The 23,379-nt window shown below is 47.3% G+C and carries 24 protein-coding genes; 23 read left to right on the top strand and 1 reads right to left on the bottom strand.

Going from position 1 to position 23,379, the window contains the following annotated elements:
• The first annotated feature begins 33 nt into the window (after positions 1–33).
• The 18 genes from rexB (at position 34) to FOC72_RS11545 (ending at position 18,527) form a co-directional block, all read left to right on the top strand.
• A complete protein-coding gene (rexB, locus tag FOC72_RS03405) occupies positions 34–3,315 on the top strand; it encodes an ATP-dependent nuclease subunit B (RefSeq protein WP_002895125.1) in 3,282 nt (1,093 codons plus the stop codon).
• Positions 3,312–6,986 carry a helicase-exonuclease AddAB subunit AddA gene (gene addA, locus FOC72_RS03410; protein WP_002895126.1) on the top strand — a complete coding sequence of 1,225 codons (3,675 nt, stop codon included), beginning with the start codon at positions 3,312–3,314 and terminating at the stop codon, positions 6,984–6,986. The genes rexB and addA overlap by 4 nt, the downstream gene beginning before the upstream one ends.
• 33 nt (positions 6,987–7,019) lie before the next feature.
• Positions 7,020–7,325 (top strand): DUF4298 domain-containing protein, encoded by a 306-nt coding sequence (locus FOC72_RS03415; protein ID WP_002895127.1) that lies wholly within the window; start codon positions 7,020–7,022, stop codon positions 7,323–7,325.
• A 472-nt stretch (positions 7,326–7,797) separates the two neighbouring features.
• A complete protein-coding gene (gene hisC / locus FOC72_RS03420) occupies positions 7,798–8,856 on the top strand; it encodes a histidinol-phosphate transaminase (RefSeq protein WP_002895128.1) in 1,059 nt (352 codons plus the stop codon).
• Positions 8,857–8,911: 55 nt separating this feature from the next.
• Entirely contained in the window at positions 8,912–9,901 is a 990-nt protein-coding gene (locus tag FOC72_RS03425; RefSeq protein ID WP_002895130.1) for an ATP phosphoribosyltransferase regulatory subunit, read from the top strand.
• Complete coding sequence (gene hisG, locus FOC72_RS03430; protein ID WP_002895131.1) at positions 9,898–10,542, top strand: ATP phosphoribosyltransferase; 645 nt, start codon at positions 9,898–9,900, stop codon at positions 10,540–10,542. Before FOC72_RS03425 ends, hisG begins: the two co-directional genes overlap by 4 nt.
• On the top strand, positions 10,539–11,831 hold the full coding sequence (hisD, locus tag FOC72_RS03435) for a histidinol dehydrogenase (protein ID WP_002895133.1): 1,293 nt from the start codon (positions 10,539–10,541) through the stop codon (positions 11,829–11,831). The genes hisG and hisD overlap by 4 nt, the downstream gene beginning before the upstream one ends.
• 11 nt (positions 11,832–11,842) lie before the next feature.
• Positions 11,843–12,427 carry an imidazoleglycerol-phosphate dehydratase HisB gene (gene hisB, locus FOC72_RS03440; RefSeq protein WP_002895135.1) on the top strand — a complete coding sequence of 195 codons (585 nt, stop codon included), beginning with the start codon at positions 11,843–11,845 and terminating at the stop codon, positions 12,425–12,427.
• A gap of 34 nt (positions 12,428–12,461) precedes the next feature.
• Positions 12,462–13,085, top strand: coding sequence for an imidazole glycerol phosphate synthase subunit HisH (hisH, locus tag FOC72_RS03445; RefSeq protein ID WP_032914143.1), 624 nt, complete (start codon positions 12,462–12,464; stop codon positions 13,083–13,085).
• Positions 13,063–13,785, top strand: coding sequence for a 1-(5-phosphoribosyl)-5-[(5-phosphoribosylamino)methylideneamino]imidazole-4-carboxamide isomerase (gene hisA, locus FOC72_RS03450; protein ID WP_002895137.1), 723 nt, complete (start codon positions 13,063–13,065; stop codon positions 13,783–13,785). The genes hisH and hisA overlap by 23 nt, the downstream gene beginning before the upstream one ends.
• Positions 13,786–13,787: 2 nt before the next feature.
• Positions 13,788–14,546 (top strand): imidazole glycerol phosphate synthase subunit HisF, encoded by a 759-nt coding sequence (hisF, locus tag FOC72_RS03455; protein WP_002895138.1) that lies wholly within the window; start codon positions 13,788–13,790, stop codon positions 14,544–14,546.
• Entirely contained in the window at positions 14,546–14,890 is a 345-nt protein-coding gene (gene hisI / locus FOC72_RS03460; RefSeq protein WP_002895139.1) for a phosphoribosyl-AMP cyclohydrolase, read from the top strand. Before hisF ends, hisI begins: the two co-directional genes overlap by 1 nt.
• Positions 14,891–15,002: 112 nt before the next feature.
• Positions 15,003–15,317, top strand: a complete 315-nt coding sequence (gene hisE / locus FOC72_RS03465; RefSeq protein WP_002895140.1) for a phosphoribosyl-ATP diphosphatase — start codon at positions 15,003–15,005, stop codon at positions 15,315–15,317.
• Between the two features lie 33 nt (positions 15,318–15,350).
• Positions 15,351–16,100: a PHP domain-containing protein gene (locus FOC72_RS03470; RefSeq protein WP_002895141.1), complete on the top strand. Its 750-nt coding sequence runs from the start codon at positions 15,351–15,353 to the stop codon at positions 16,098–16,100.
• A gap of 11 nt (positions 16,101–16,111) precedes the next feature.
• Positions 16,112–16,585 (top strand): GNAT family N-acetyltransferase, encoded by a 474-nt coding sequence (locus FOC72_RS03475; protein WP_002895142.1) that lies wholly within the window; start codon positions 16,112–16,114, stop codon positions 16,583–16,585.
• Between the two features lie 13 nt (positions 16,586–16,598).
• A complete protein-coding gene (locus FOC72_RS03480; RefSeq protein WP_002895145.1) occupies positions 16,599–17,525 on the top strand; it encodes a helix-turn-helix transcriptional regulator in 927 nt (308 codons plus the stop codon).
• Between the two features lie 83 nt (positions 17,526–17,608).
• Positions 17,609–17,974: a nuclear transport factor 2 family protein gene (locus FOC72_RS03485; RefSeq protein WP_002895148.1), complete on the top strand. Its 366-nt coding sequence runs from the start codon at positions 17,609–17,611 to the stop codon at positions 17,972–17,974.
• A 196-nt stretch (positions 17,975–18,170) separates the two neighbouring features.
• Positions 18,171–18,527, top strand: coding sequence for a hypothetical protein (locus FOC72_RS11545; protein WP_002895151.1), 357 nt, complete (start codon positions 18,171–18,173; stop codon positions 18,525–18,527).
• Between the two features lie 135 nt (positions 18,528–18,662).
• Here FOC72_RS11545 and FOC72_RS03490 read toward each other — a convergent pair whose 3' ends face one another.
• Complete coding sequence (locus FOC72_RS03490) at positions 18,663–18,833, bottom strand: DUF3042 family protein (RefSeq protein WP_002895160.1); 171 nt, start codon at positions 18,831–18,833, stop codon at positions 18,663–18,665.
• 82 nt (positions 18,834–18,915) lie between these two features.
• Here FOC72_RS03490 and miaA point away from each other — a divergent pair, with 82 nt between their 5' ends.
• From miaA to FOC72_RS03515, 5 genes are read left to right on the top strand one after another with little or no spacing between them, the layout of a single operon-like run.
• Positions 18,916–19,800 (top strand): tRNA (adenosine(37)-N6)-dimethylallyltransferase MiaA, encoded by an 885-nt coding sequence (gene miaA / locus FOC72_RS03495; protein WP_002895162.1) that lies wholly within the window; start codon positions 18,916–18,918, stop codon positions 19,798–19,800.
• Between the two features lie 31 nt (positions 19,801–19,831).
• A complete protein-coding gene (hflX, locus tag FOC72_RS03500; protein ID WP_002895163.1) occupies positions 19,832–21,070 on the top strand; it encodes a GTPase HflX in 1,239 nt (412 codons plus the stop codon).
• Complete coding sequence (locus FOC72_RS03505) at positions 21,063–21,686, top strand: hypothetical protein (RefSeq protein WP_002895165.1); 624 nt, start codon at positions 21,063–21,065, stop codon at positions 21,684–21,686. The genes hflX and FOC72_RS03505 overlap by 8 nt, the downstream gene beginning before the upstream one ends.
• A 10-nt stretch (positions 21,687–21,696) precedes the next feature.
• Entirely contained in the window at positions 21,697–22,626 is a 930-nt protein-coding gene (gene rnz / locus FOC72_RS03510; protein WP_002895167.1) for a ribonuclease Z, read from the top strand.
• The gene (locus FOC72_RS03515) at positions 22,623–23,378 is read left to right on the top strand and encodes an SDR family NAD(P)-dependent oxidoreductase (protein WP_002895169.1); all 756 of its coding nucleotides are present in this window, start codon (positions 22,623–22,625) and stop codon (positions 23,376–23,378) included. The genes rnz and FOC72_RS03515 overlap by 4 nt, the downstream gene beginning before the upstream one ends.
• Position 23,379 lies beyond the last annotated feature (1 nt).

Consider the following 23,379-nt stretch of genomic DNA (forward strand, 5'->3'; position numbering starts at 1 on the left):
TGTTCCTATATTTTCTAGAGGAAAAGGCAGGCTATGAAATTACTTTATACAGATATTCGCCATTCTTTGACCAAGGTTTTAGTGGCTGAGGCTGAGAGCTTGGTGGCGGCTGGTAAGCGAGTCTTTTATATTGCGCCTAATTCGCTATCTTTTGAGAAGGAGCGGGCGGTTTTGGAGTGCCTGAAGAACAAAGCTTCCTTTGCCATTACAGTGACGCGCTTTGCCCAGATGGCTCGATATTTTGTCCTCAATGATGTTCGGCAAGGGCAGAGTTTGGACGATATTGGTCTGGGAATGCTGATTTATCGGACCTTGACAGAGCTGGATGATGGAGAGCTTAAAGTCTATGGCCGTATTAAGAAGGATCCTCAGTTTATCCAGCAGCTGATGGATCTTTACCATGAACTGCAGACTGCCCAGATGTCCTTTGCGGATCTGGAATTTCTCGAGGAGCCTGAGAAGCGGGAGGATCTGGTCAAGATTTTTACAGCGGTGACTGCTGCTCTGAATAAGGGCGATTTTGATTCGTCTTCTCAGATTGCTGCTTTTGCCCAGCATATTCTGGCTGGCGACACAGATGAGGAATTGGAGAATCTAGCTCTGGTCATTGATGGCTTTACTCGTTTTTCTGCCGAAGAGGAATACCTGGTCGGTCTCCTGCATCGAAAAGGTGTGGAGATTGTCATCGGGACCTATGCCAGCCAAAAAGCCTATCGAGCAGCCTTTCGTGAAGGCAATCTCTATCAGGCCAGCGTGGATTTTTTGAGAAAGCTAGCCGAGGACTATCAGGTCAAGCCTGACTATATCTCTCATGCGGAAGCGGAAGATGCCTTTGGACGGATTTCCAAGGTCTTGGAGAGTCGTTATGATTTTTCTGAGCCGGCTGTTGAAGTTAGTGAGACAGATCGCTCACAGCTTCAAATTTGGGCTACTATGAACCAGAAAGAAGAGTTGGAGTATGTGGCTAAGTCCATCCGGCAGCGGGTTCATGATGGTGTGCACTATAAGGATATTCGTCTGCTTTTGGGAGATGTAGAAGCCTACCAGCTTCAGCTCAAGACTATTTTTGACCAATATCAGATTCCCTACTATCTGGGGCGGAGCGAGTCAATGGCCCAGCATCCGCTGGTCCAGTTTGTCGAGTCCTTGGAGCGGCTCAAACGCTATAATTTTCAACTGGAAGACCTGCTCAATCTCTTAAAGACAGGGCTCTACGGCGATTTGACTCAGGAAGAGCTGGATCATTTTGAGCAATATCTGCGCTTTGCGGACATTAAGGGAGCAGCCAAGCTAGCCAAGGATTTCACGGCCAATAGCCAAGGAAAATTTGACCTAGACCGTCTCAATCATATTCGTCGTCGGGTTATGACTCCATTGCAAGATTTTTTCAAATCCCGTAGCCAGACAACGTCGGGGCTCTTAGCTAAATTTACAGAATTTGTCCAAGTGGCCCGTTTGTCTGACAATTTGACGGCTCTGCTGCAGGGAGAAAGTCAGCAGGAGCAGGAGCGCCATGAGGAAGTCTGGAAGGCTTTCAGCCATGTCTTAGAGCAGTTTGCTCAGGTCTTTGCAGATAGTAAGGTCAAACTGGATGATTTTCTAGCCTTGGTCTTGTCAGGTATGCTTTTGTCCAACTACCGGACGGTACCGGCGACAGTAGATGTGGTCAAGGTCCAGTCTTATGACCTGATAGAGCCTTTAGCAGCTCCTTACGTCTACGCGATTGGACTGACCCAAGAGCGTTTCCCGAAAATCGCGCAAAACAAGAGTCTGCTTAGTGATGAAGACCGGGCTCGGCTCAATGATGCAACGGATTCTCAGGCGGAACTCCAGATTGCCAGCTCAGAAAATCTCAAAAAGAATCGCTATACGGCTCTGTCGCTGATGAATTCTGCTACCAAAGAGCTGGTCTTGTCTGCGCCGGCCTTGGTCAATGAAGTAGAGGACAGCATGTCGACCTATCTGCTGGAATTGACTGCAGCTCCGCTTTCCTTGCCTATCATTGTCAAAAAGCCTCAGGCTTCCAGTGACGATATTGGCAGCTACCGAGCTCTACTTTCTCAAATTATCGAGCTTCACCAAGAGGAGATTGATCGAGAGTGGACAGCGGAGGAGCAGACTTTTTGGGCGGTGGCTGTACGGGTTCTGCGCAAGAAATTGGCAGCAGAAGGCATCAGCATTCCGCACATCAGCAAGGAACTGAAAACGGAGTCTCTACAGCCAGAAACTCTGCAAGCCCTCTACCCTCAGGAGCAGCCTCTCCGACTTTCAGCGTCTGCTCTAAACGAATATTTTCGGCATCAGTATGCTTATTTTCTCAAGTATGTTCTGCGCCTGCAGGAAGAGTGGACCATTCATCCTGATGCTCGCAGCCATGGGATTTTCCTCCACCGGATCTTTGAAAAGGTTCTGCAGGATGATTCGTCGGCTGATTTTGACCGGCGTTTAGCACAAGCTATGGAAGAGACCAGTCGAGAGGCCGAGTTTGAGAGCATCTACGGTGAGTCAGGACAGACCCGTTTTGCCCGCCAGCTCTTGCTAGATACGGCGAGGGCGACCGGCCGTGTGCTAGCTCATCCAAGCGGGATTGAGACCATTGGTGAGGAGACAGGCTTTGGTTCTGCTTCTAAGCCTTTCCTGACCTTGGGAAATGGCAGAGCAGTGACCGTGAGCGGTAAGGTGGACCGGATTGACCGTCTGACCAAGACCGAGAGTCTGGGAGTGGTGGACTATAAGTCTGGCGATATTAAGTTCAGCTTTGAAAAGTTCTTTAATGGACTGAATTCTCAGCTGCCAACCTATCTAGCAGCGATTGAAGAGTTAGCAGACTATCAAGAGGATAAGGGGACTTTTGGCGCCATGTATTTGCAGATGACCGATCCGATTGTGGCGCTTAAAGATACCAAGACCTTGGCGGATGCAGTCAATCAGTCTATGAAACCACTCCAGTACAAGGGGCTTTTTGTGGCTGATGCTGTCAAGGAGCTTGGTCCGCTCTATGAAAAAAATAAGACCAACTTGCTGAGCCAGGAAGACTTGGACTTGCTGCTGGCCTATAATGCTTATCTCTACAAAAAAGCTGCAGAAGGCATTCTATCAGGCCATTTTGCAGTCAATCCTTATACAGAGAATGGTCGCAGCATTGCACCTTATGTGGAGCAGTTTAAGGCCATTACAGGCTTTGAAGCCAATCTACACTTGGGACAGGCACGCCAATTAGAAAAGCTGGATGCAAGCAAGTTTGATAGGCGTCCGACTGGTGAGAAGTTGCGTCAGGCCTGGCTAGAAAAGATGAGGGAGGAGATGGAAAGATGAAGAGAATTCCTTTTTTAACTGCGGAAGAGATTGCTCTTAAGCAAGCCCAAGAAGCTGCTTCGGACAAGCCACAGAAAAAGACGGCAGAGCAGATTGAGGCCATCTACTCCTCTGGCCAGAATATTCTAGTCTCCGCATCGGCCGGCTCGGGTAAGACTTTTGTCATGGTCCAACGAATCATAGACAAGATTCTTCGAGGTGTTGCTGTCAGTCAGCTCTTTATCTCGACCTTTACTGTCAAGGCGGCAGGAGAGCTCAAAGAGAGGCTGGAGAAGGAACTGGGTCAGGCCTTGAAGGAGGCTGAAAGTCCTGAACTCAAGCAACATTTGGCCCAGCAATTGGCTGATCTGCCCAATGCTGACATTGGCACCATGGACGCCTTTACCCAGAAAGTACTTAGTCGCTATGGTTACCTGCTTGGTTTAGCACCGAATTTTCGGATTCTCCAGTCTGCCAGTGAGCAGCTGATTCTGCAAAATGAAGTCTTTAGCCAAGTATTTGATCGTTACTATAACAGCGAGCGTCAGGATTTGTTTAGCCGTTTGGTTAAGAATTTTACTGGTAAGCGCAAGGATTTATCAGGCTTCCGGGAGCAAGTTTATCGGATTTACAGCTTTCTGCAGTCAACCAGCAGTCCTCAGCGCTGGCTGAAGGAAACCTTCCTTTATGGCTATGAGCACAGCGACTTTGAAGCAGAGAGAGAGCGGATATTTGGTCAAATCAAATCAGCTCTTTTGGAACTGGAAGCTTTCTTTTCTGCCCATATGGAGCATGAGGGGAGAGAATTTGCAGGTGCTAAATATCAGGAAAATGTCCAAGATGCTCTGACCCTCTTAGCAGGCCTGAATGAACTGTCCTCAATAGAGGAAACAGCTCAAATTCTCAAACAGATCGTGGCACTTTCTCAACTGTCCAATGGCCAGGTCTTTACAGCTCGGGTTGGCAAGAATGCAGACGAGCTCAAAAAAGAAATGGCCAAGGACTACAATGAAGCCAGGAAGCCTATGATTGAGCGGTTGCGCAGTTTTGACCAGCAGCTTTATCAACTGGACTTTATCGAGCAGCATCAGGATGAGTGTCTGCCTCTGGTTGAGCTTCTGCGGGATTTTGTGGCGGACTTTGCACAGGCTTACTTGGAGCGTAAGAAAGTAGAAAATGCCTTTGAATTTGGTGATATCAGCCATTTTGCTATTGAGATTTTAGAGACTTTTCCAGAGGTACGTCGCTTTTATCAGGAGCGCTACCACGAGGTCATGGTGGATGAGTATCAGGATACCAACCACACGCAGGAGCGCATGCTGGATTTGCTTGCCAGAGGGCAAAATCGCTTTATGGTGGGTGATATCAAGCAGTCTATCTATCGTTTCCGTCAAGCGGATCCGCAGATTTTCAGTGATAAGTTTAAGGCCTATCAAGAGGATAGCAGTCAGGGCAAGCTGATTGTCCTCAAGGAAAATTTCCGTAGTCATCTTGAGGTACTGGAAGCGACCAATGATGTTTTCAAACGCCTGATGGATGAAGAAGTCGGGGAAATTGACTACAATGAAACCCACTATCTGGTGGCTGGAAATCCTGTCAAACGCGAGCCTAATCTAGCTAACCGCGCTTCTTTCTTAATCTATGAAGGCTCTAAGGAGAGTCCGGAAGAGGAGGCTGATGAGGGCTTGCCACAGGCAGTATCAGCTGGGGAAGTGGACCTAGTCATCAAGGAAATCATTCGCTTGCACAATGAAGAAGGAGTGGCTTTTAAAGATATTACGCTGCTGACGGCTTCCAGAACCCGCAATGATTTGATTTTAGCTGCCTTTGAGCAGCACCAGATTCCGCTGGTACCAGATGATGGCGCCGCAAACTATCTGCAGTCAGTAGAGGTCTTAGTCATGCTGGATACCCTGCGGACCATCAATAATCCGCTGAATGACTATGCCCTGACCGCCCTTCTCAAGTCTCCTATGTTTGACTTTGGTGAGGACGAGCTGGCTCGGCTGTCCCTGCAGGCCAGTCAAGAGCGTTCTCAGGAAAATCTCTATGAAAAATTGCTCAATGTCCTCCAAGGAAGAGGTTTGAACCCTGCTTTAGTCACCCAGGAACTGCAGAAAAAGCTGCAGCACTTCCATGAGACCCTGCAAGGCTGGCGAACCTATTCCAAGACGCATTCGCTGTATGATTTGATTTGGAAGATTTACCAGGACCGTTTCTACTATGACATGGTGGGGACTCTGACCAATGGTGCCCAGAGACAGGCCAATCTCTATGCTCTTTCTTTGCGGGCCAATGAGTATGAAAAGTCCAGCTTTAAAGGCCTGTCTCGCTTTATCGGGATGATAGATCGTATCTTGGAAAACCAGCATGACCTAGCCAGTGTGCCAGTGGCGGTGCCTAAGGACGCCGTTCGTCTCATGACCATTCATAAGAGTAAGGGGCTGGAGTTCAAGTATGTCTTCCTGCTCAATATGGACAAGGCCTTCAACCGTCAGGATAGCAGCTCGGCTATTATCCTCAGCCGGACCAAAGGAGTCGGCATCAAGTATGTGGCGGATGTATCGGTGTCTGTGGAAGATCCTTATGCGCCGAATCAGCTGCGCATTTCCATGGATACGCTGCCTTATCAGCAGAATTTAGCAGAGCTGCAGTTGGCCAGTCTGTCTGAGCAGATGCGTTTGCTTTATGTGGCCATGACGCGGGCTGAAACCAAGCTTTATCTGGTCGGCAAGGGCAGTCAAGAGGCCTTGGATAAGCGTCAGTGGGGCAAGAGCCAACAAGGGCGTTTGTCTGCCAGTCTGCGCAGCCAACTCAGTAATTTCCAAGACTGGCTCTATGCCATTCAGGCTGTTTTTTCCGATGAGAATCTTGCCTACGAGACCCGTTTTGTCACTGATGAGGAGCTAACTGCTGAAGAGATAGGGCAGATTAATGAGCCTGTGCTCTTTCCAGCGGATGATTTGGCAAATAATCGTCAGACGGATGATATCCGTCGGGCTCTGGATATTTTAGAAAGCGTGGACCAGCTGAATAGCCAGTATCGCTCTGCTATTGAGTTACCTAGTGTACGAACTCCAAGCCAGATTAAGAAGTTTTATGAGCCAATCATGGATATGGATGGTCTGGATATCATGGATGAGCGAGCAGCTTTTCGGCCGCAGCCCAGCTTTGAGTTGCCTGATTTTGGCAAGAAAGCCAAAGTGACTGGGGCTCAAGTCGGCAGTGCCGTTCATGAACTCATGCAGCGGATTCCTTTAGATAGCAGGCCCAGCATGGCTGTACTTCGTTCTGCCTTGGCTCAGGTTCAGGCCGATGAAGCGGTCAAAAATCAGATTCAGCTGCCTAAGATTGCATCTTTCTTCGAGACGGATTTGGGACGCCTCTTGATTGAGAACAGTGACAGAGTTCGTCGAGAAGCACCATTTGCCATGCTCAAGCAAGATGAGGACAGCGGTCAGGAATTTGTTTTGCGGGGTATTTTGGATGGTTACCTGCTTTTTGAGGACCGAATCATTCTCTTTGACTACAAGACGGATAAATACAAGGATTCGTCTGAGTTGATTGCTCGCTACCATGGCCAGCTAGACTTATATGCTCAAGCTCTCAGCCGTTCTTATGGCATTTCGCAGATTGAAAAATATTTGATTCTGCTGGGTGGTGAGCAGCTGCAGGTGGTTAAGGTGGACTGATTCGTTTGTCGTGTTCGGAAAGGAAGGAAGCCTGTGGAACAGTTAGAACGCATTCAAAAAATGGAAAAGCACCTGAATAAATATTCTCAGGTATTGGCAAGAGCCCAGGAAGCTTTAGCTGAGCTGGAGCGCTGCCAGTCAGATTATATCCAGTTGAGGGACTACTATACTGGTCAGGAATTTTTTGATGATTTAGAATTCTCGAATGGACCGGATTTCCCTGAAAATATAGCTTGCGGCGTCTTAAGCGAAGATGCTGTCTATGACCTGATGGGGGAGCATTTTGAGACAGCGATTAATCTGTTGGATTTGTCTAGTTCCATGCTGAAAGAACGTTAATTTATTTAGAAAGAAAAAATAATTAATTTTTTTCAATTTTCCTCTTGCTTTTTAATAAAAATTCATGTAGAATATTCAACAATAAATTGAAAGCGATGAGAGAAAAAGTCTAAGACAAGAAACAGAGAGTGCCTAATGGTGAGACGGCGCGCAATCCTTAGACGACACATTCTTGAGTGCGGATGCGAAATCAGTCAGCAGTCTGAGACTAGTGTCCGACGGCTGATTGCCGTTATCAATCTGGAGTCTCGTACTCCCAGAGGGTCCTCAGGCGACTGGGGTCCGAATAAAGGTGGAACCGCGTGTCAACGTCCTTGCAAAGTTTTTTTGCGAGGGCTTTTTATTATATTTAAATTAGAAGATTCCCCTATTTTCCTTTAGCAAAGTGGTAAATTTCGTTTTTCATTTATTAGAAGTTCTAAAAGATAATCAGAATCAGATAATGGCTAGTGTGTGAAAGAGAGGTGGCAGGATGGTTAAGCTAAAAGGTCTCAGGCAGATTAATCCCTATGTAGCAGGGCAGCAGCCCAATGAGCCAGACATGATTAAGCTCAATACCAATGAAAATGCTTATGGACCAAGCCCTAAGGTGGCAGAGGCCCTGCAGAACTTTGATGCCCAAGAGTTGCGCAAATATTCCAGTTTGGATCAGGCGGAGCTTTGTCAGGCTTTGGCGGCCAACTTGGGTGTATCACCCGACCAGCTCATTATCGGAAACGGAAGTGACGACATCTTGTCCATGGCTTTTCTGGCCTTCTTTAACAGTGGCGAGTCGGTCTTATTTCCAGACTTGACCTATGGTTTTTACAAGGTCTGGGCTGACCTCTACCACGTGCCTTTTCGCGAAATCCCTCTGACAGCTGATTTTGAGGTCCATCCGTCAGATTATTTTGGAGATAATGGCGGCATTATCCTAGCTAATCCTAATGCTCCGACGGGGATTTATCTGCCGCTGGAACAGTTGGAGGAAATTCTGGCGTCCAATCAAGATGTGGTCGTGGTGGTGGACGAGGCCTATATTCACTTTGGTGGTCAATCTGCCCTGCCTCTTCTAGAAACCTATCCTAACCTCTTTATCACGCGGACCTTTTCCAAGGATGCGGCCTTGGCTGGTCTGCGGGTGGGCTACGGCATCGGCCATCCAGACTTAATAGCTGTCATGAAAGCTGTCAAGGACTCCATTAATCCTTACTCAGTGGATATGTTAGCAGAGCGCTTGGCTCTTGCAGCGGTGAAAGATTGGGATTATTATCTCGAGACCGGTAGAGCCATTCAAGAGACCCGAGATTGGTTTGCTGGAGAATTGGCTGCGCTGGATTTCCAAGTTCTGCCTAGTCAGACCAACTTTGTCCTAGCCCAGCCTACTAGAATCTCTGCAGCAGAGCTTTTTCAGCAGCTAGAGGAGCTTCAGATTTATGTGCGGTATTTTCCAAAAGCAGAGCGAATCAAAGACTTTCTGCGCATCTCTATCGGACGGCGAGAGGAGATGGAAACAGTCCTGGCAGCTATCGAGGAAATTTGCAGCAGCTGAGAGTTTGACTCAAAGCCAGCCAGTGTAAGAATAGAGCAAGAAAGGAAAGCAGCCTATGAATAAAATCACCCTTCCGATTGGCATGCACGACAAGCTTTTCAAGAGGGCGCGTGTGACTTACGAGATTGAGCGGGACATCAGTGATTTTCTGATGGCTCAGGGCTTCAATCGGATTGACACGCCGACTTTGGAGCATTTTGAGGTCTTCAGTGACCATGTGGAACCCCATCATTATCATCTTTTCGATAAAAAAGGCGAGCTATTGGTGCTGCGGCCAGATGTAACTAGCCAGATTGGTCGGGTTATTGCTTCGACCAGGGTTCATACGCCGACTAAGTTTTCCTATTCGGGCAAGGTTTTTCACTATCAAGAAGAACTGCGCGGTCTTGCTAACGAGCTCAGTCAAGCAGGTATTGAGATTATCGGCTATCCAGCTCGCGAGGCGGTGCTTGAGGCTATCAAGACAGCCAAGCAGTCGCTGGATTTGGCGCAGGTTAAGTCTTATCAGTTTGAGTTTTCCCATGCGGCAATCTTGCAGACCATCCTAGAGAGTTTGGCCTTGGATTCGCAGGAGGAGGCCCAGCTGCTAGATTATATTCGCAAGAAAAATAGGACGGGACTCTTTGAATTCACCCAGACCAGATCGAGTGAATTTGATGATTTTTTACAAGAGCTTCCCTATCTGTTTGGTCCTAGCCAACAGGTTTTAGCTAGGGCTAGAGAGATAGTTGACAACGAGCGGATATTGATGGCTTTAGATGATGTGGAGCAAGTTTTGCGGAGCCTATCAGGCTTGCTGGATCAGACAACCATGGACTTGGGGCAGGTAGCGGCCATGCCTTACTATACTGGCCTTACCTTCAAGGTCTTTGGCGACCGAGTGCCAGATGCCTTTCTATCTGGTGGTCGCTATGACCAGCTTTTCAAGCGCTTCGGGGCAGCAGAGCTGACAGCTATCGGCTGGTCCCTAGACATTGACAGTGTCTATCAGTCCATTCATGATGACCTGCCTGACGAGGGCGGAAAGGGAGGTGATGGCAGATGAGTCAGATTACCATTGCCCTGACCAAGGGGCGGATTGAGGAAGATACGGTCAAGCTCTTGACCCAGGCTGGCTTTGATATGTCCTTCATGGCAGACAAGGGGCGCAGCTTGATTTTTGAAAGCCCCGACGGTCGCTTTCGCTTTCTCTTGGTCAAAGGGCCTGATGTGACGACCTATGTGCGCAATGGAGTTGCTGATCTAGGAATTGTCGGCAAGGACATTCTCTTTGAGCATCCGACCGGCTATCTGGAGCTGCTGGATCTGAACTTTGGCCTTTGTAAATTTTCACTAGCCTCAGTGCCCAGCTATGAACCTCATGATCACAAGCGCAAGCGGATTGCGACCAAGTACCCAACAGTAGCGACTGATTATTTTAATCAAAAAGGGGAAGATGTGGAAATCATCTCCATCCAAGGCAGTGTGGAGATTTCACCGGTGCTGGGCTTGGCGGATGCCATTGTTGATATTGTGGAAACGGGGCATACCCTGTCAGCTAACGGCCTGCTGGTTTTTGAAGACATTTGTCGGGTGTCAGCTCGGCTCATTGCCAATCAGGCTTCCCTGAAAAATAACCCGGATATCATGCCTTTTGTGGCAAGGATTGAATCCCTAGTAGGAAGAAGAGAGGTGGCTTTTAAATGACAATTATCAAGCGTTTAAGCGGAAGTAACGAAGAAATTTCACGGATTTTATACGAAGAGCAGCTGCAGCTTAGTCAGCAGAACTTAGATGTGGAAGAAGCAGTGGCTGAGATTATTGAAAGGGTCAAACAGGACGGTGACCAAGCTTTAAGAGACTATACCATGCTCTTTGACAAGGTTGAGGTGACAGATTTTGAGATTGGGCAGGAGCTGATTGATCAGGCTTTTGAGGAGATTGATTCAGAGGTCTTGACTGCCCTGAAAAATGCCCAAGCCAATATCGAATCCTACCACCGCCAGCAGTTGGAGACTGGTTTTGAGGATAGTCACAGCGAGGGCGTTGTCCGTGGTCAGTTGATTCGGCCGATTGAACGGGTCGGCACCTATGTACCTGGGGGCACCGCAGCTTATCCATCCTCCGTCCTCATGAATGTTATCCCAGCCAAGATTGCCGGTGTCAAGGAAATCATCATGATTACACCGCCCCAAGAGCACTTTACCCCAGCGATTTTGGTCGCTGCCAAGCTGGCTGGTGTGGATCGGATTTTCCAAATTGGCGGAGCCCAAGGCGTAGCAGCCCTGGCTTATGGAACTGAGACCATTCCCAAGGTGGATAAGATAACGGGACCAGGCAATATCTTTGTGGCTACGGCAAAGAAGATGGTTTATGGGGTCGTGGGGATTGACATGATTGCTGGTCCTTCGGAGATTGGAGTCATTGCGGATCGTTCAGCCAGTCCCGTCTATGTGGCAGCTGACCTCCTGTCGCAAGCCGAGCATGACAAGCTGGCTCGGGCTATTCTAGTGACCGACTCGGAGGAGCTGGCAGACCAAGTGGAAGCAGAGCTAGACAGACAGCTGAAAGAGCTGCCGCGAGAGGAAATCGCGCGTGCTTCGATTGAGAACAACGGCCGTATCATCCTTGCGCCTTCCAAGGAAGCTATGTTTGAGCTTATGAATCAGGTGGCACCTGAGCATTTGGAAATTGCCATGGATGATGCTTACAGCTATCTGGATCAGGTTGAAAATGCTGGCTCTGTCTTTCTGGGGCATTATACCAGTGAGCCGATCGGTGACTATTATGCGGGAGCCAATCACGTTTTGCCGACAACCAGCACCAGCCGCTTTTCATCAGCTCTGGGGGTCTATGATTTTATCAAGCGTATCCAGTACATTCAGTACAGCCGTGCTGCTGTAGGGGCAGCTGACAAGGATATTACCAGTCTGGCCTATGCAGAAGGCCTGCAGGGACATGCCAAGGCCATCGAAGCCCGCAGACAGGAAAAATAAAAGGAGTTGCCATGAGACAAGCCGAAATCAAGCGAAAAACACAGGAGACCGATATTGAACTAGCTGTCAATCTCGACCAACAGGAGCCGGTAGCTATTGAGACTGGTGTCGGATTCTTTGACCACATGTTGACCCTTTTTGCCCGCCACAGTAGGATTTCTCTGACGGTCAAGGCTGAAGGCGACCTTTGGGTGGACAGCCATCATACGGTCGAGGATGTGGGCATCGTGTTAGGACAGGCTCTGCGTCAGGCTTTGGGAGACAAGGCCGGCATCAACCGCTACGGTACTAGCTTTGTACCCATGGATGAAACACTAGGTATGGCTAGTCTAGACCTATCAGGTCGCTCCTATCTGGTCTTTGAGGCTGATTTTGATAATCCCAAGCTTGGGAACTTTGACACCGAGCTGGTGGAGGAATTTTTCCAAGCCCTAGCCTTTAATCTGCAGATGAATCTGCACATGAAAATCCTTCATGGCAAGAACAGTCACCATAAGGCGGAAAGCCTCTTTAAAGCGACTGGCCGAGCTCTACGGGAGGCTATTACGATAAATCCAGAGATTCATGGAGTCAACTCCACTAAGGGCTTGCTTTAGCTTGTCCTTCTGAGTGAAAGGAGTTGATGTAGAGATGATGATTGTTATTGATTATGACGCGGGAAATACTTCCAATGTTCTCCGTGCTCTAGCTCAAGTCGGAGTAGAAGCGCGCCTGTCAGCTGATCCGCAGGAAATTTTAGCTGCCGATGGTTTGATTTTACCAGGTGTCGGTGCTTTTCCTACTGCCATGCAGGAGTTGGAAAAGCGAGGGCTGGTGTCAGTTATTCAGCAGGCTGTGGCTGATGGCAAGCCTCTCTTGGGCATTTGCTTAGGCATGCAGCTCCTGCTAGAGGTTGGATTGGAGAATGGTCAAAGCTCTGGACTGGGTTTGATTCCCGGTGTTTGCCGCCGGATTCCGGACCAGGTTGGTCTGCCTGTGCCTCACATGGGCTGGAATGACTTACAAATCCAGCAGTCGTCTGCTTTGACAGCTGGTCTTGATGGCCAGTCAGTCTATTTCGTCCATAGCTACTATACGGATGTTCCAGAGGAGTACTTGGATGTGACGGCTGATTATGGGCTGCCTATCCCAGCCATGATTCACCAAGGGTCGGTCTTTGGCTGCCAGTTTCACCCAGAAAAGTCTGGTGCTGTTGGCCTCGGTATCCTAGAGAAGTTTAAGGAGTATGTCTATGAAAATACTGCCCGCTATTGATATCAAAGATGGCCAGGCCGTCCGCCTTTTTAAAGGGGATTTTAGCAAGAAGACGGTAGTCAATCCCGATGTCTTGGAGCAAGCTCGAGTTTTCAAAGAAGCCGGGGTTACTATGATTCATGTGGTTGACTTGGACGGAGCCTTAGAAGGTCGGGCGGCCAATCGGGATTTGATTGCCCAGATTAAAGCGGAAACTGGTCTAGCTATCCAAGTCGGGGGCGGCATCCGCAGTCTGGAGCAGATTGAAGATTACCTGGCGGTTGGCATTGACCGTGTCATTATTGGCTCTATGGCTGTTAAGAATCCTGAATTTGTTGAGGCTGCGCTGGAGCGCTTTGGAAGCAGCAAAATCGTGATTGGCATTGATGCGAAAAAGGGGCTGGTTGCGACTGAGGGTTGGCTGGAAACCAGCAGTCAGGACTATATCAGTCTGGCGCTGGCCATGGAAAAAATCGGCATCCGTCTCTTTGTCTATACAGATGTGGACCGAGACGGGACTCTTACTGGCCCCAATATCCAGCATTATCAAAAATTGCTGGCGTCTCTCAAGCATGCTCAAGTCATTGCCTCTGGTGGCATCCAGTCAGCGGATGATTTAGAAGAGCTGAAAAAACTGGGTTTGGCTGGAGCCATTGTGGGCAAGGCCTATTACAGTGGACGAATTAGCCTAGAGCAGATCAAGGAAGCAGAAAGGGGCTAGCCATGCTGAAAAAACGAATCATTCCCTGTCTGGATGTCAAGGACGGCCGGGTGGTCAAGGGCATCAACTTTCTCAATCTGACTGATGTGGGCGATCCAGTCGATGCTGCCAAGGCTTACTATGAAGCAGGCTGCGATGAGTTGGTCTTTCTGGACATCACCGCCACCCATGAGGAGCGGGACACGACGGTTGAGATGGTCCGGCGCGTGGCAGAGCAGGTTTTCATTCCCTTTACCGTCGGGGGTGGCATTCGCACGGTTGAGGACATGAAGCGGATGCTGCAGGCTGGGGCGGATAAGGTTGCAGTTAATTCCTCAGCACTGGCAAATCCTCAGCTTTTGGCTGATTGCGCTGAGAAATTCGGCAGTCAATGCGTGGTACTGGCAGTGGATGCTAAGAAAGAAGCGGATGGTAGCTGGCATGTCTATCTGGCTGGCGGCCGCAAGGACAGCGATCGTGACCTGTTAGACTGGGTCCAAGAAGCTGTCAGTCTTGGAGCGGGGGAAATTCTTCTGACCAGTATGGACAAGGACGGGACCAAGTCCGGTTTTGACTTGCCTATGCTGGAAGCCGTCTCCCAAGTGGTTTCCGTTCCCATCATCGCATCTGGTGGTGCTGGCAGTAGCCAGCATATCCTAGAAGTTTTTGAAAAGACTGCAGCGACAGGTGCTTTGGCTGCTTCGATTTTCCATTATGGTCAGGTTTCCATCTCAGAGACCAAAAAAGCCATGCAGGCCACTGGGTTGGAGGTGCGTATCTGATGACAGAAGTGAAGTTAGATTTTCAAAAGCAAGGCGGTCTTATACCTGCCATTATCCTAGACCACACTAGCAAAGAAGTCCTCATGCTGGCCTATCTCAATGAAGAAGCCTACCAGCTGACCCGCACCAGCGGTCAGATGTGGTATTGGAGTCGATCGCGTCAGGAGCTTTGGCATAAGGGAGCCACCAGTGGCCACTACCAAACCGTCAAAAAAATCACAGCTGATTGCGACCAAGATACCTTGCTGATCGAGGTAGACCAGCTGGGAGCAGCCTGCCACACCGGTGCTAAATCCTGCTTTTTCCATCCAATCTGGGAAGAGGATGGCAGCAAAACTGACTAAAAGGTCCCTTACTTTAGTACTTGGTTAATGCAAAAATAAAACTAAGACATCAGCCTGCCATTGGAAAGAATTGCTTTTTATAGTAAAATAAGGACAGTAACAAGGAGATACCATGCTAGAAACCCTCTATCAAGAAGCTCTCAAACGCAAAAAAGAGCCCAAGGAAGGCTCCTATACCAGCTATCTCTATGACAAGGGGCTGGACAAGATTCTCAAAAAAGTCGGTGAAGAAGCGACAGAAGTGGTCATTGCGGCTAAAAATGATGACAAGAACGAGATGGCCAATGAGACAGCTGATCTGCTCTACCATCTGGCGGTCGCTCTCGTCGAGACTGGCGTCAGTCTGGAAGAGGTAGAGACCGTCCTCCAGGCTCGACAGGGCAAGCAGAGCCGGATTCACGACCGACCTGAAATTGACCATTACTAAACGGATATAAGATTTGCAGAAAGGCGGTCCAGCATGCGCGACAACCATCTTCATACCTATTTTTCCTATGATTCTGAGGCGGATTTCTGTGACTATCTGGACCATTATGAGGGCGAGATTGTCACTACTGAGCACTATGATTTGTCCAATCCCTACCCCTACGAAGCTGTCTCGCCCCATGATGATGTACCTGACTATGCGGCCTATTCAGCAAAAATAGCAGAGCTGAACCAGCAGTATGGCAACCGCATCAAAAAGGGAATTGAAATTGGCTATTACGCTCCGCGTAAGGATGATATCCTAGCTTTCCTAGCGGACAAGGATTATGACCTCAAGCTTCTGTCTGTCCACCACAATGGCAGTTTTGACTATCTGGAAGAGCCAGTCTTGCAGCTGGATAAGATGGAGCTGATTCCCTCCTATCTGATAGAGTTAGAGGAGGCTATCGAGGCTGTGCCAGCAGATGTACTAGCTCACTTTGACTATGGTTTTCGGAAATTTGCGCTTACCGTAGAGGAGTTAAAAACTTTTGAACCAGAGCTGCGACAGCTTTTTCAAAAGATGATTGACCATGGTCTGGCCTTTGAGCTTAACTGCAAGTCTATGTATCTATATGGTCACGAGGAACTCTATATCTATGCTCTTTCGCTAGTTAAGGAGCTGGGCGGTCAGCGCTTTTCAGTGGGATCAGACGGCCACAAGCTGGAGCATTTCCGCTTGCAGTTTGACCGAGTTGCCAAAATCTTAGCGGAGGCCGGCATAGGCGAGGAGCAGTTGATCTAGAAGGAGAAATCATGGCCGAAATTAGGCCCTTAAAATCAGAGGAAATCCCGCTCTTAGAGGAATTTCTTTACCAAGCTATTTTTATTCCCCAAGGTCTAGCGCCGCTTTCTAGAAGAATCCTGAAAGAGTCAGATTTAGAGATGTATATCAAGGACTTTGGCAAGCAGCCAGATGATTGGGCTTTAGTTGCAGAAATGGACGACCGGTTGGTCGGAGCCGTTTGGATTCGCATCATGAAAGATTACAGTTATTATGACGACCAGACGCCCTCTCTGTCCATTTCATTCCTGCCTGAGTTCAGAAGCCAAGGACTAGGCCAGCAGTTGATGACGGCCATGCTGGACTTGCTCAAGGCCAAAGGCTACCCAAGTGTCTCCCTTTCCGTTTCCAAAGACAATCCTGCCGTTCGATTTTATCAAAGACTGGGCTTTGTCACGGTTGAAGAGAGGGAAGAAGATTATTTGATGCTGTGCCGATTGAAATAAGAAAAGAAAACTCATGAAACTAGAACGATTAATTTATATTCTATTAGCCCTTTTGAATAAAAGGCAGATAACAGCTAAAGAAATTGCTGAACGTTTTGAAATATCTACTCGTACCGTGTATCGAGATATGGATACGCTCAGCTTAGCTGGAATCCCTATCTACTCAGAACGCGGAGATAAGGGTGGCTTTTATATACCAGATGACTACAAGATGGACAGCAGCTTTTTCACAGAAGAAGAAAAGCAGTTTATCATCAATATGAGTCAAAATGTTGGCAAAATTGTTGGACATCCTAGTTTTGATAATATTGAGCATAAGCTTGTTTCTCAAGAAGCGACCGACAAGGTCAATCCTTTTTACTTCGATCTTACTTCCTGGTCTCTCAATACAAATTATTTACTTGAGATTGAGCAGGCTATACAAACAGGGAAGAAAGTTTCTTTTTCTTACTATTCTAAAACACAAGAACGAAGCCAGCGAACGATTCTTCCTTATCGTCTGATTTTTAAACTAAATGCTTGGTATGTTATCGGCTACTGTTTAGAAAAGTTAGATTTTCGTTTTTTCAAACTCAGCAGGATTCGTGATTTGCATCCAGTAGAAGAGGGTATCGAAGCTGGAGATTACCCTCTTTTATCTCAAGAAAAGCTAGATCTTTTTCTAAATCCATCCAAAGATAAAGTTGAGGGCAATAAAGAAGAAGTAGAGCTGATTTTCACAGAGTCTGCGCTCCCAAAGATTTATGACCACTTCACAGAAGAAGAAATCACTGTTGAGCAAACCAGAATAAAGGTCCATGCTTTCAGAGCATTGACACCGGCCTTTTTCGAATTGATTTTAAGTTTTGCTCATCAAGTAAAAGTCATATCGCCAAAAAAACTGCAGGGTAAATTAATTGATTCTCTTCAAAAAAATCTTCAGCAATATGACAGACTGTAGTCATATTGCTTTTTGTATAATCTTAAATGGCTTGAAAATCTCATTGTTTGAGTGCTTGCCTAAATTATTTTTGGAGGTTCCAAATGGATACAAGAAGATTAGCAGAAAGCTATTTTACCGCAGTCAATAAAGGTGGCTGGGAAGATTTCGTGGCTGAACGTTTTGATTATGGGATGTGTGATAGTCAGGAGATCAGGCGAGGTCGTGATGTTTATCTGCAAGGTGCAGGTCAATTCTATGCTTTAAGTCAGCATCTTGAAGTGAAGAAGTTATTGGTAGAGGGACGAGAAGCAGTGGCTTTAAATCGCTATCGCCTGCAGTCGCCGAGCGGAAAAGAACTAGAATTGGATGTCGCAGAATTTTTAAAATTTGACGAATCAGATAAATTGATTGCGTCTACTATTTACTTTGATACTCATCGTTTCCAAGAGTTTATGCAAGGGAGATAAGCATGTAGAAAAGTCACCGATGGTGGCTTTTTTCAGTAACCAATGACTTCTGCAAATGCTTTATCGTATTATTTGTAAGTTTTCTTGCCAAGTGATAAAATAAAGCCGAAATAAAATATGTTCTCCTAGAGCAATCTAATCGATTAGGAACAATTAATTTGACTGTTCTTCGTAGTCATATAAAGGAGTTGATTTTATGACTAATACTAGGCGAGCAGTGCTAGCACTGAGCTTGGGTGTTTTGTTATTGCTAGCAGTGGGAATTCTACTGCAGGTTCATTTTTGGAGAATGATCATTTTGCTAGGTCTATTCTTTTTTGCGGAAGTATTTATCATCTGGTACTCAGGAAGTAAGTCTAAGTCGCAGAACAGTGGCGGGCAAAGCCTTGAATTCTTCTGGCTTTATATCAAACGCTTGAAAATCTTTTATGTCACAATTGTGTGTCTCGCAATTCCTTTCGTTTCTCTGTCTTCCAATCCTGCTTTCGATTTGTTTTTTGTGCTTGAGTTGTTAGTATTCTTGCTCTTAAGCAATTATATCTTTAGCTCTTAGGGCATTCAACCGCCCAAGAAAGAGAGGGCTCTTAGAGTATAATAGCTTTGTTTGCAGCAGTCAATTTGATTGCTGTTTTTTCAAAAAAGAAAAAAGCCTGGAAAAAATCCAGGCTTTTTAGTGAAATGTGCAGGCTTAGTGCGCTACACGTTTGCGAGCTGCTTTTTTACGGTTTTCTTCGATGAAAGCCGCTTTTTGTTCTTCAGGTTCGATGACTTTTTTCTTAACTGCATATACTGCGCCTGCCACAGCAGCAACAGTAGCTGCAACTCCTGTAAGAACGCCTTTTCCAAATCCTTTAGCCATGTGATTTCTCCTTTTCTGAACTTTTATTATTTATGTTATAATTAATAGTAACGAAAAATCAAAATTTTTTCAAGGAAAAAAGATGAAAACCAAGATAATTGTGATAGTGGGGCCTACGGCAGTTGGGAAAACAGCTCTGAGTATTGAAGTAGCCAAGCGCTTCAATGGCCAAATCATCAGCGGTGACAGCCAGCAAGTCTATCGTGGCTTGGATATTGGCACGGCCAAGATTCGTCCTGAAGAGCAGGAGGGCATTCCCCATCATCTGCTGGATGTGAGGGAGGTTGGAGAAAGCTACTCGGCCTATGATTTTGTGACTGAGGCGGCTCAGGCTATTCGTGAGATTGCGGCTCAAGGTCAGCTTCCCATCATTTGCGGTGGCACAGGACTCTATATCCAGAGTTTGCTCGAGGGCTACCATCTGGGCGGCTCCGTTCCTCACGAGGAGATTCTGGCCTATCGGGCGCAGCTGGACAGTTGGTCGGATGAGGATTTGTTTGAAAAAATAGCAGAGCTGAGTATCGAGATTCCCCAGCTGAATCGACGCAGGGCTATGAGGGCGCTGGAGATTGCTCAGTTAGGTGGTCAACTAGAAAACAATCAACCAGACTATGAAGCCCTGCTGATTTGTCTAGATGATGAGCGGGAGCGACTTTATGATCGAATCAATCAGCGAGTAGATCTGATGCTAGAAGCTGGGCTTTTAGAAGAAGCTCGCTGGCTGTTTGAGAAAGGTCCGACCAGTCAAGCCAGCAAGGGGATTGGCTACAAGGAACTTTTCCTCTACTTCGAAGGTGAGATGAGCCTAGAAGAGGCCGTGGACAAGCTCAAGCAGAATACCCGTCGTTTCGCCAAGCGCCAGCTGACTTGGTTTCGTAACCGGATGTCCGTGACTTTTTATCAGGTGGGAAATCCAGACTATAAGAATCAGGTCATGGAGGATATCAGAAAGTTTTTGGATAAGTAGCTGGCTGACCAAGTCTTAGTAAGGATATGAGATGATAGAAACAGAGAAAAAAACAGAGCGTGTCTTTTTGGTCGGTGTGGAACTAGCAGACACGGAGAATTTTGACCTATCTATGGAGGAGCTGCAAAGTCTGGCTAAGACTGCAGGGGCTGAGGTAGTCGGCTCCTATAGCCAGAAGCGGGAAAAGTATGACAGCAAGACCTTTGTCGGTTCTGGTAAGTTAGAAGAAATCCGACAGATGGTTGATGCCGAAGAGATTTCGACCGTCATTGTCAATAACCGTCTGACACCTCGCCAAAATGTCAATCTGGAGGAAAGCTTGGGGGTCAAGGTCATTGACCGGATGCAGCTGATTTTGGATATTTTTGCCATGAGGGCTAGGAGTCATGAGGGCAAGCTGCAGGTGCATCTGGCCCAACTCAAGTACCTGCTGCCTCGCTTGGTTGGTCAGGGAATTATGCTCAGCCGTCAAGCAGGTGGAATCGGCTCCCGCGGTCCTGGTGAAAGCCAACTGGAGCTCAATCGGCGTAGTGTCCGCAATCAGATTCATGATATTGAGCGCCAGCTCAAGGCGGTCGAGAAAAATCGGGCTACCGTTCGTGAAAAACGGCTGGAATCCAGTATTTTCAAAATCGGCCTCATCGGTTATACCAATGCTGGTAAGTCCACTATCATGAACTGCTTGACCAGTAAGAGCCAGTATGAGGCGGACGAACTCTTTGCGACGCTTGATGCCACGACCAAGAACATCAATCTCAGTGGTCAGCTCAATGTCACTCTGACAGACACAGTTGGCTTCATTCAGGATTTACCGACAGAGCTGGTATCTAGCTTTAAATCCACACTGGAAGAGAGCAAAAATGTCGATTTGCTGGTCCATGTTATTGACGCTAGTGACCCTCATCATGAGGAGCATGAAAAAACAGTCCTTGACATCATGAAAGAGCTGGATATGCTGGATATTCCTCGGCTGACACTCTATAACAAAGCGGACAAGGCGGAGGATTTCACCCCGACCTTGACTCCTTATTCTTTGATTTCGGCTAAGGCGGACAATAGCAGAGCTCTTTTGCAGCAAGTCCTGCTGGAGCGGATGAAAGAGTTATTTTTGCCTTTTACCATCAAGGTAGCGCCTGCTAAAGCATACAAGATTCATGATTTAGAGAAAGTCGCGATTATGGGGAATCGAGAATACATAGACGATGTCGAAACCATTTCAGGTTGGATTGCCGAGAAAAACAAATGGAAACTGGAAGAATTTTATGACTGATTATATTGACCTGGCCCTCAAATACGGCGGTTTTACAAGCCTAGACAGGGTCTACTTAGAGCAAGTGTTGGCTGGCCTGACAGAGGAGCAGAAGCGTAGCTTTATCACTCCGCCCCCCAGTGTTATCAATGCTTACTTTGCTGAGCTTTATCAAAAGAAAAGTCCGGAAGCCGCGACAGCCTATTTTCTAGAAATTACTCAAGCGCTGGACTTGTGGAATGCGGAGCCTAGCTTTGTAGAAAGCAAACCTTTTGTCCGGCTTAATCTTTCTGGCAAGTCCTATGGATTTTGCTATGAGAGCGAGAAAGTCGGCTTGGTCTTCCCTGAAAAGCCAGAGCCGGTAACAGCTGACTTGCTCTTTGAAATCGCTCAAGTCTTTCCACAGTACTTGGTTTACGAAGAAGCTGGGAGAATAAAAATGGTACCTCTCAAAGCTGAGTCTCAAGTCGTGGACAGTCAGGCTCTGACTGCTTTGACCGATTGGCAGCAGCTAGCAGATGGCAGCCAGAAAGTTCTGGGCTACAATCAAGATGAAGTCAGTCAGCTTGCTCAGTCCTATGCTGGCAGAAAATACTATCACTCGCAGAATCGCTCTGCCATGATTTATATCATTTAGAAAGAAAAACATGCAAATACAATTTTTAGGAACCGGAGCCGGTCAGCCCTCCAAGGCTCGCAATGTGTCAAGTCTTGTCCTCAAGCTTTTGGAGGAAATCAATGAGGTCTGGATGTTTGACTGCGGTGAAGGTACCCAGCACCAGATCTTGGAGACGACGATTAAACCGCGCAAAATCAGCAAGATTTTCATCACGCATCTGCATGGCGACCATATTTTTGGCTTGCCGGGCTTTTTATCCAGTCGTTCTTTTCAGGCTAATGAAGAGCAGACGGACCTAGAGATTTTTGGTCCTAAAGGCATTAAGAATTTTGTCCTGTCTAGCCTGCGCGTGTCTGGATCTCGTCTGCCTTATAGGATTGATTTTCGTGAGTTTGATGAAAACAGTCTGGGCAAGATTCTGGAAACGGACAAGTTCACTGTTTATGCGGATAAGCTGGATCACACGATTTTCTGTGTGGGTTATCGGGTGATGCAGAAAGATTTGGAAGGAACGCTGGATGCGGACAAGTTACGGGCAGCGGGCGTTCCCTTTGGTCCCCTCTTTGGTAAAGTCAAGAATGGTCAGGATATCGTCCTAGAAGATGGAACCAAAATCATTGCAGCTGACTATATCTCAGCCCCTCGTCCAGGTAAGACCATTGCTATTCTAGGTGATACCCGTAAGACTGCTGCTAGCGTCCGCTTAGCTGTGGCAGCAGATGTGCTTGTACATGAAGCGACCTATGGCAAGGGAGACGAAAAATTGGCCCGTAATCACGGTCATTCTACCAATATGCAAGCCGCAGAAGTAGCTAAGGAAGCTGGCGCTAAGCGCCTCCTTCTGAATCATATCAGTGCTCGCTTTCTAGCTAAGGACATCAGCCAAATGCGCCGCGATGCAAGTAGCGTCTTTGACAACGTCCATGTGGTCAAGGACTTGGAAGAGGTGGAGATATGAGAACCATCATCATCACAGGGGCTAGCGGTGGACTGGCCCAGGAAATGGTTAAGTTCTTGCCCCATGACCGACTGATTTTAGTTGGCCGGAGCAAGGACAAGCTGGAAGAACTATATGGAGGAAGGGAAAATCTTGACCTAGTGGAGCTGGATATTACAGACAACTTAGCTTTGGAGAGATTTGCTGATTGGATTGACAGTCAGTATGGCCACGTAGATGTCCTAGTCAATAACGCTGGCTATGGAATTTTTGAAGAATTTGACAAAATTAGCTCAAGCGATATTGAGGCCATGTTTGAAGTCAATACCTTTGCCCTGATGAATCTGTCCCGTATCTTTGGGACTCGAATGAAGCAGGAAGGTCAAGGACATATCGTCAATATCGTTAGTATGGCTGGCCTCATTGCAAGTGGCAAGTCCAGTCTTTACTCAGCGACCAAGTTTGCTGCTATTGGCTTTTCTAATGCCCTGCGTTTGGAACTCCTGCCTTTTGGGGTTTATGTCACGACAGTCAATCCTGGACCTATCAAAACAGCCTTTTTCGATCAGGCAGATCCTGACGGTTCCTATGTAAAAGCAGTCGACAAGTACATCCTTGAGCCTGACTTTGTAGCAAGCAAAATTGTCAGTTCCTTTGGCAAAAAGAAGTGGGAAATTAATCTACCTGGAATTCTCAATCTAGCCCACAAGCTTTATACCCTTTTTCCAAAAATTGCCGACAAGATGGCAGCCAATATGTTTAACTATAAGTGAG

Origin of the sequence: Streptococcus sanguinis, from assembly GCF_013343115.1 — a bacterium.
In the GTDB taxonomy this organism is placed as follows: domain Bacteria; phylum Bacillota; class Bacilli; order Lactobacillales; family Streptococcaceae; genus Streptococcus; species Streptococcus sanguinis_H.